Here is a 6,286-nt window from a genome sequence, read left to right as displayed (position 1 = left end):
TATCATCTTTATTGATGAGATTGATGCGATCGGACGATCCCGCGGAAAAGGTCAGATGCCTGGTTCAAATGATGAACGAGAGAACACCCTAAATTCTCTATTGGTAGAAATGGATGGATTCGGAACAGACTCCGGAGTTATTGTCTTGGCAGCTACTAACCGTCCGGATGTATTGGATAGTGCTCTTCTAAGACCAGGTCGTTTTGATCGACAGATTTCCATTGACAAGCCTGACATCGCCGGACGAGAGGCAATTTTCAAAGTACACTTAAAGCCGATCAAAATTTCCGAGGATGTAGACGCTAAAAAATTGGCCGCTCAAACACCTGGATTTGCAGGTGCTGAAATCGCCAACGTCTGCAATGAAGCAGCCCTAATCGCTGCCCGACGCAATAAGACTGCGGTAGACATGCAGGATTTCCAGGACGCTATTGACCGAGTAATTGGTGGATTGGAAAAGAAAAACAAGATTATTTCTCCTGAAGAGAAGAAAATTGTAGCCTACCATGAAGCCGGTCATGCGGTTGCAGGATGGTTTTTGGAGCATGCAGATCCTTTGGTAAAAGTATCTATTGTTCCTCGAGGTGTAGCAGCTTTGGGTTATGCCCAATACCTTCCCAAGGAACAATTCCTATATCAAACAGAACAGTTGATCGATGAGATGTGTATGACCTTGGGTGGTCGTGCAGCCGAGGAGATTGTTTTTGGTAAAATCTCAACCGGAGCATTGAGTGACTTGGAGCGCATTACAAAAATGGCTTATTCAATCGTATCTATTTACGGTATGAATGAGAAGTTGGGGAATGTATCCTTCTATGACAGCAAGAGTGATGGCTACAAAATGACCAAGCCTTATTCTGAAGCTACTGCAGAATTGATTGACAAGGAAGTTCATAAGCTTATTGATTTTGCTTATCAGCGAACCCTAGATCTTCTCCGAGAAAGAAGAAATGAGTTAGAGACCTTGGCAAAAGAACTTCTTGAGAAAGAAATAATTTTCCAATCAGATTTGGAAAAACTTATCGGGAAACGACCATTTGCAAAGGAAACTACTTACCAGGCCTACACTAGTGGCAAAAAGGAAACTGCGGAAACCAAACAGGAAGGAGTAAAGGAAGAAAAAGAGCCTAAATCAGAAAAGGAATCTGAGAAACCTAAAAAAAAGGAGAAAAAAGAACCAGTTGCTGAAACTGGTAGTGAAGAAAAACCTTCCGAATAACTTTAAATCTACTTAAAAGAAAGTCCTGAGCAATCAGGACTTTTTATTTTTGCACTTCTAGTTCTATCTTTCCGCATGTCTCTGGAACCATTCAATTATCAATTACAGGATAAGAAGTTATTTTTCGCATCTGACTTTCATTTAGGTGCTCCCAACGAGCAAGAAAGTCTAGACAGAGAACAAAAAATCATCCGTTGGCTAGATCAAATCCAAGATGAGGCGGCTGCTATCTTTTTGGTTGGTGACATCTTTGACTTTTGGTTTGAATACAAGGAGGTAATCCCCAAAGGTTTCATTCCTTTCATTTCCAAGATCCATCAATTAAGAGAGAAAAAAATCCCAATTCTGTTTTTCACGGGGAATCATGACCTCTGGATGAAGGATTATTTCACCGAGCAATTAGGAATCCCTGTTTACCATCACCCCATCGAAATTGTAGTCAATGAAAAACGGATTTTGGTAGGCCATGGTGATGGTTTGGGTCCCGGGGATAAGAAGTACAAACTTTTGAAAAAGGTTTTTACAAACCCACTTGCTCAATGGCTCTTCAGATGGTTTCATCCGGATTTAGGAATCAAACTTGCAAAAGCCTGGTCCAGCAGTAGCCGAATTTCCAATATTGAGAAAAATGAAAATCATTTTTTGGGAGAAGACGAATGGCTTTGGCAATACTGCAAGGAAATCGAGAAGCGGAAACATCACGATTTTTACATCTTCGGACATAGGCACCTGCCCTTGGAATTGGAGGTTGGGAAGAATTCTACCTATTACAACCTAGGAGAATGGGTAAGTCAATATACCTATTTGGAATTCGATGGGCACAAAGCCAAACTATTACGTTTTGAAAAATGAGATGGGTTCTTTCTTTTGTATTCTTTTGGATCAATTGGGGAGTTTTTTCCCAAGTGGAAGATGCATTGAGCAAACCGATTGCTGAAATCCCCCTTCAGGAATTAGATCAGGTTTCATTGGATACCCGGGACCAAATTTATGTGAGTAATCCTCAAGGGGATATTTTTCTTTTTAATACTTCCGGAAAGCAACAAAACTATTTTTCACCGGCTCGCCAGGCCAAGCTCAGCCAACTGGAGGCCGCTTGGAGCGTGACAATTTTTTCCTTTTCTGAAGATCTGCAAGAATACCGTATTCTGGATCGTTTTCTAAATCCAATCGCTGAACGTAACTTTTTGGATGCCTCAGTCAATTTGGCTAAGGCTGCTACTTTGGGAAATAACAATATTGTTTGGGTATGGGATGAATCCGATCTCTCACTTAAACGGATGGATTATTTGAGAAATCTCATTTTGGATGTTCAACCTCTAAATCTGATCACCTCTGTCAAAAACCTTCAAATTTCTGCCTTAAAAGAATATAAAAATCGGGTGTTCGCACTAATCCCAGATGAAGGGGTATTGATTTTTGATAATCAAGGTAATCTACTACTTGACCTGAAACTTCCTCAACTAACGAAACTGAGCCTATATAAAGATTACTTGCTTTGGCTTGAAAATGGGTATTTAATGGGTTTTAATTTATCAAGTCGAACTGTTGAAGAAATTCAACCTTTGAAAACTCAGGCTGGAAGCTATGCACTTGTAGGTCAAACAGTTTTTTTACTGATTCATTCTGAAAAAATAGAAGTCTACCCCATTCCCGAATCCCTAAAAGAATTGCAATAAAAAAGCCGGAAAATATTCATTTCCCGGCCGTTTTTTAAACCTGACTTGAATTAGGAGATAGTCACTAGTTCAATTTCAAAGATCAAATCTTTCCCAGCCAATTGGTGATTGGCATCTAACGTTATTTTTTCTTCATCTACGAAAGTAACGGTCACAGGCATAGGCTGTCCATTACCTCCTTGAAGTGTCAATTGCATTCCAACCTCGGGGTTGATATTTGCCGGAACTTGGGCACGAGGTACATCAATCATCATATCATCTCTGCGCTCTCCATAAGCTTCAGCAGCTGGAATAGTTACTGTTTTTTTGTCTCCGACTTCCATCCCATGAACAGCCTCATCGAAGCCTTTAATCATATTACCATCGCCCAATGTAAACCCCAGAGGCTGACGGTTTACAGACGAATCAAAAACACTTCCGTCTTCTAGTTTTCCTGTGTAGTGTACCGCTACGGTATCACCTTTTTTTGCTTGCATAATACTAATTGGTTTTGTGTTACCACAAAGGTACAAATAATACGCCGGGGGATAAAACCGAACAAATTCAGGACAAACTGTCCGAATTCAATATAATTATGTACAATTACGGACACTTATTCAGTTAAAAACCCAAATAAATGCCTTAAATTGAGTTGGCACTATTTTCCCCATAAAAGGAGTAAACAATTGAAGTATGGAAAATCAAGACTTGGGAAAAATCCTTATTATCGACGATAACGAAGATTTACTATTTGCTGCAAAAATGCTTTTGAAAAAGCATGCAAAAGAAGTCAGTATCGAAAAAGACCCAAGACGCATCCCTTTTTTGATCAATAACAATAATTACGACGTCATCCTTTTAGATATGAATTTCCGAGAGGATACCACCTCAGGAAAGGAAGGGTTTTATTGGCTAAAGCAAATCAAGGAAATTGATCCAAAGGCAGTTGTCATTCTTATTACGGCTTTTGGAGACGTAGAAATGGCTGTACAGGCATTGAAAGAGGGAGCAACAGATTTTATCCTGAAGCCTTGGCAAAATGAAAAATTGATTGCTACCCTTTCCTCAGCTGTAAAGCTGAAAGAGAGTTACAACGAAGTAGAAAAGCTGCAGAAGAAACAAAAGGCCCTTCAAACCGATCTAAAAAAACCTTATACCGAGATTATCGGAAGTTCCGCTTCCATGAAGAATATCTTCTCCATCATTGACAAAGTTGCTCAAACCGATGCCAACGTTTTGATTCTTGGGGAAAACGGTACGGGTAAGGAATTAATTGCGCGAGCAATTCATGAACGATCCTTGAGAAAGGATGAGATTTTTGTTGGTGTGGATATGGGTGCAATCACAGAGACCCTCTTTGAATCAGAACTTTTCGGTCACAAAAAAGGAGCTTTTACAGACGCAAAAGAAGATCGTGCCGGTCGCTTTGAAGTTGCAGATCAAGGAACACTCTTTCTGGATGAAATCGGGAACCTTTCTATGCCTCTTCAATCTAAATTATTGACAGTCCTTCAACGTCGCGAAGTGACTCGTATCGGTACAAATAAGCCGATTTCTGTGGACATTCGACTTATTTGCGCGACCAATATGCCAGTTCATGAAATGGTGATGGAAAACACCTTCCGACAGGATTTACTCTACCGGATCAATACCGTAGAAATCTTCCTACCACCTTTACGTGAAAGACAGGATGATATTCCTCAATTGGCCAATCACTTCTTGAAAATATACAGTCAAAAATATAGGAAGACCCTCGATGGATTTACGCCATCAGCCATGGAATTATTACAGCGGTATTCCTGGCCAGGAAATATTCGTGAATTACAGCATGCTATCGAGCGGGCTATCATTATGTCCGATGGAAGTCAATTGGATAGCAGGGATTTCTTCTTCCTGTCTGCCAAACCAGCTACTGAAAAAATGCCGGCCAATAATACTTTGAATTTGGATGACATGGAGCGCACAACCATTCAACGAGCTATTGATAAAAATGGTGGAAATATCTCCAAAGCAGCGAAAGAACTGGGATTGACTCGGGCTTCCCTTTATAGAAGACTGGAAAAATATGGACTTTAAGGTAGGCCTTTTGGGGCGTATTGCCCTTTTGGCAGTCTCTTTATTTGCATTAGGTTATTCCATCGCAGATGAATGGGGAGTATTCATAAACTCTCTATTCATAATTTTGGTCATCATCCAAGTGGTATTCCTACTTCGGTATGCAGAAAGTTCATTCAAAAAAGTCCGAACCTTTCTCGACAATATCAAGCAGGATCAGTATTCTCAAGTCTATCCCGTAAAATTCGATGGAACTGAAACCGATGATCTTCACATTGAATTCAATGCTATCCTTGCCAAACTCAAGGAAGACCAAGCTGAAAAAGAAGCCAACTATCATTATTTCCGATCCGTATTCAAGCATTTGAGTATTGGACTGATCACCTATGGGGAAGATGGTAAAATCCAATTGATCAATACAGCTGCAAAACGCATCCTAAATGTGGATGATCTCAGTAATATCAATCAAATTGAATCGGTCAATAAGGAACTTCATCTAGCAATCCATCAGCTTAAAACAGGAGGAAGTGAACTTATCAAAATTGCTCACCCAGATGGCATCATGCAGCTTTCCGTGTATGTCATTGAATTGATGATGCGTGGGGAACAATTCAAATTGGTATCTCTTCAAAACATTCAGTCTGAGCTGGAAGAAAAGGAAATGGAGGCTTGGCAAAACCTGGTTCGAATTCTAACGCATGAGATTATGAATTCCATCGCCCCGATTTCTTCCTTAGCTGGAACAATTAAGACTGATATCGAACAAAAACTGGAGCAAGCAGATCCTGTTACCGATAGCGATTTGGAAGATTATTTAATGGGGATCACCACGGTCGAAAAACGTTCTGAAGGATTGATAAACTTCGTATCGGATTTCCGAAGTCTTGCCCATATACCAGCACCTAAATTCAGCAGTATTCGGCTTGCAAACCTCTTTGATCAGCTCGAGGTACTTTTCCAGCATCAATTGGAAACACACAATATCGAATTACTCAAAGAACTTGATCCACCCGAATTAATCTTGTTTGGTGACCAGAGCCAAATTGAACAAGTACTCATCAATCTAGTTCAGAACGCCATTCAGGCCTTGGAAGAATCAGAAAGAAAATTGATCCGACTACGGGCTTATATCGACGAGGCCGGAAAAATCATCTTAGAAGTTTGTGATACCGGAAAGGGAATAGAAGAAGAGGCATTGAGTAAAATCTTTATTCCTTTTTTCACTACCAAGAAAAAAGGTTCGGGTATCGGCTTAAGCCTTTCCAAACAAATCATGCGTCGCCACAAAGGCAACATCCAAGTTCGCTCTCAATTAGGCGAAGGAACAACCTTCAAATTAATCTTCAACGGTTAA

General features: G+C 40.3%; 6 protein-coding genes. 5 read left to right on the top strand and 1 reads right to left on the bottom strand.

What is annotated here, in order from left to right; genetic code table 11:
* From HWE15_RS06000 to HWE15_RS05990, 3 genes are all read left to right on the top strand, one after another.
* Positions 1-1,219, top strand: a 1,219-nt coding sequence (locus tag HWE15_RS06000) for an AAA family ATPase (protein WP_290506603.1), incomplete at its 5' end; no start/stop codon positions are given.
* A gap of 75 nt (positions 1,220-1,294) precedes the next feature.
* Positions 1,295-2,071, top strand: coding sequence for a UDP-2,3-diacylglucosamine diphosphatase (locus tag HWE15_RS05995; RefSeq protein ID WP_290506602.1), 777 nt, complete (start codon positions 1,295-1,297; stop codon positions 2,069-2,071).
* The gene (locus HWE15_RS05990) at positions 2,068-2,898 is read left to right on the top strand and encodes a hypothetical protein (RefSeq protein ID WP_290506601.1); all 831 of its coding nucleotides are present in this window, start codon (positions 2,068-2,070) and stop codon (positions 2,896-2,898) included. The genes HWE15_RS05995 and HWE15_RS05990 overlap by 4 nt, the downstream gene beginning before the upstream one ends.
* Before the next feature lie 50 nt (positions 2,899-2,948).
* On the opposite strand, the gene HWE15_RS05985 is transcribed toward HWE15_RS05990, so the two are convergent.
* Positions 2,949-3,377 (bottom strand): peptidylprolyl isomerase, encoded by a 429-nt coding sequence (locus HWE15_RS05985; protein ID WP_290506607.1) that lies wholly within the window; start codon positions 3,375-3,377, stop codon positions 2,949-2,951.
* Positions 3,378-3,570: 193 nt separating this feature from the next.
* Here HWE15_RS05985 and HWE15_RS05980 point away from each other — a divergent pair, with 193 nt between their 5' ends.
* Both HWE15_RS05980 and HWE15_RS05975 read left to right on the top strand, forming a co-directional pair.
* Positions 3,571-4,953 carry a sigma-54 dependent transcriptional regulator gene (locus HWE15_RS05980; RefSeq protein ID WP_290506600.1) on the top strand — a complete coding sequence of 461 codons (1,383 nt, stop codon included), beginning with the start codon at positions 3,571-3,573 and terminating at the stop codon, positions 4,951-4,953.
* The gene (locus tag HWE15_RS05975; RefSeq protein WP_290506599.1) at positions 4,943-6,286 is read left to right on the top strand and encodes an ATP-binding protein; all 1,344 of its coding nucleotides are present in this window, start codon (positions 4,943-4,945) and stop codon (positions 6,284-6,286) included. The genes HWE15_RS05980 and HWE15_RS05975 overlap by 11 nt, the downstream gene beginning before the upstream one ends.

The sequence above is a fragment of the Algoriphagus sp. genome (assembly GCF_013373065.1).
Taxonomy (GTDB): domain Bacteria; phylum Bacteroidota; class Bacteroidia; order Cytophagales; family Cyclobacteriaceae; genus Algoriphagus.
Note: the sequence above shows the minus strand (reverse complement) of the source record. Positions and strands in the feature narration are given on the sequence as shown.

What these genes read in the sequence shown, in the direction of transcription:
- HWE15_RS05975 (WP_290506599.1), top strand. Translation starts at nt 4,943, where the DNA reads ATGGACTTTAAGGTAGGCCTTTTGGGGCGTATTGCCCTTTTGGCAGTC.
- HWE15_RS05990 (WP_290506601.1), top strand. Translation starts at nt 2,068, where the DNA reads ATGAGATGGGTTCTTTCTTTTGTATTCTTTTGGATCAATTGGGGAGTT.
- HWE15_RS05980 (WP_290506600.1), top strand. Translation starts at nt 3,571, where the DNA reads ATGGAAAATCAAGACTTGGGAAAAATCCTTATTATCGACGATAACGAA.
- HWE15_RS05995 (WP_290506602.1), top strand. Translation starts at nt 1,295, where the DNA reads ATGTCTCTGGAACCATTCAATTATCAATTACAGGATAAGAAGTTATTT.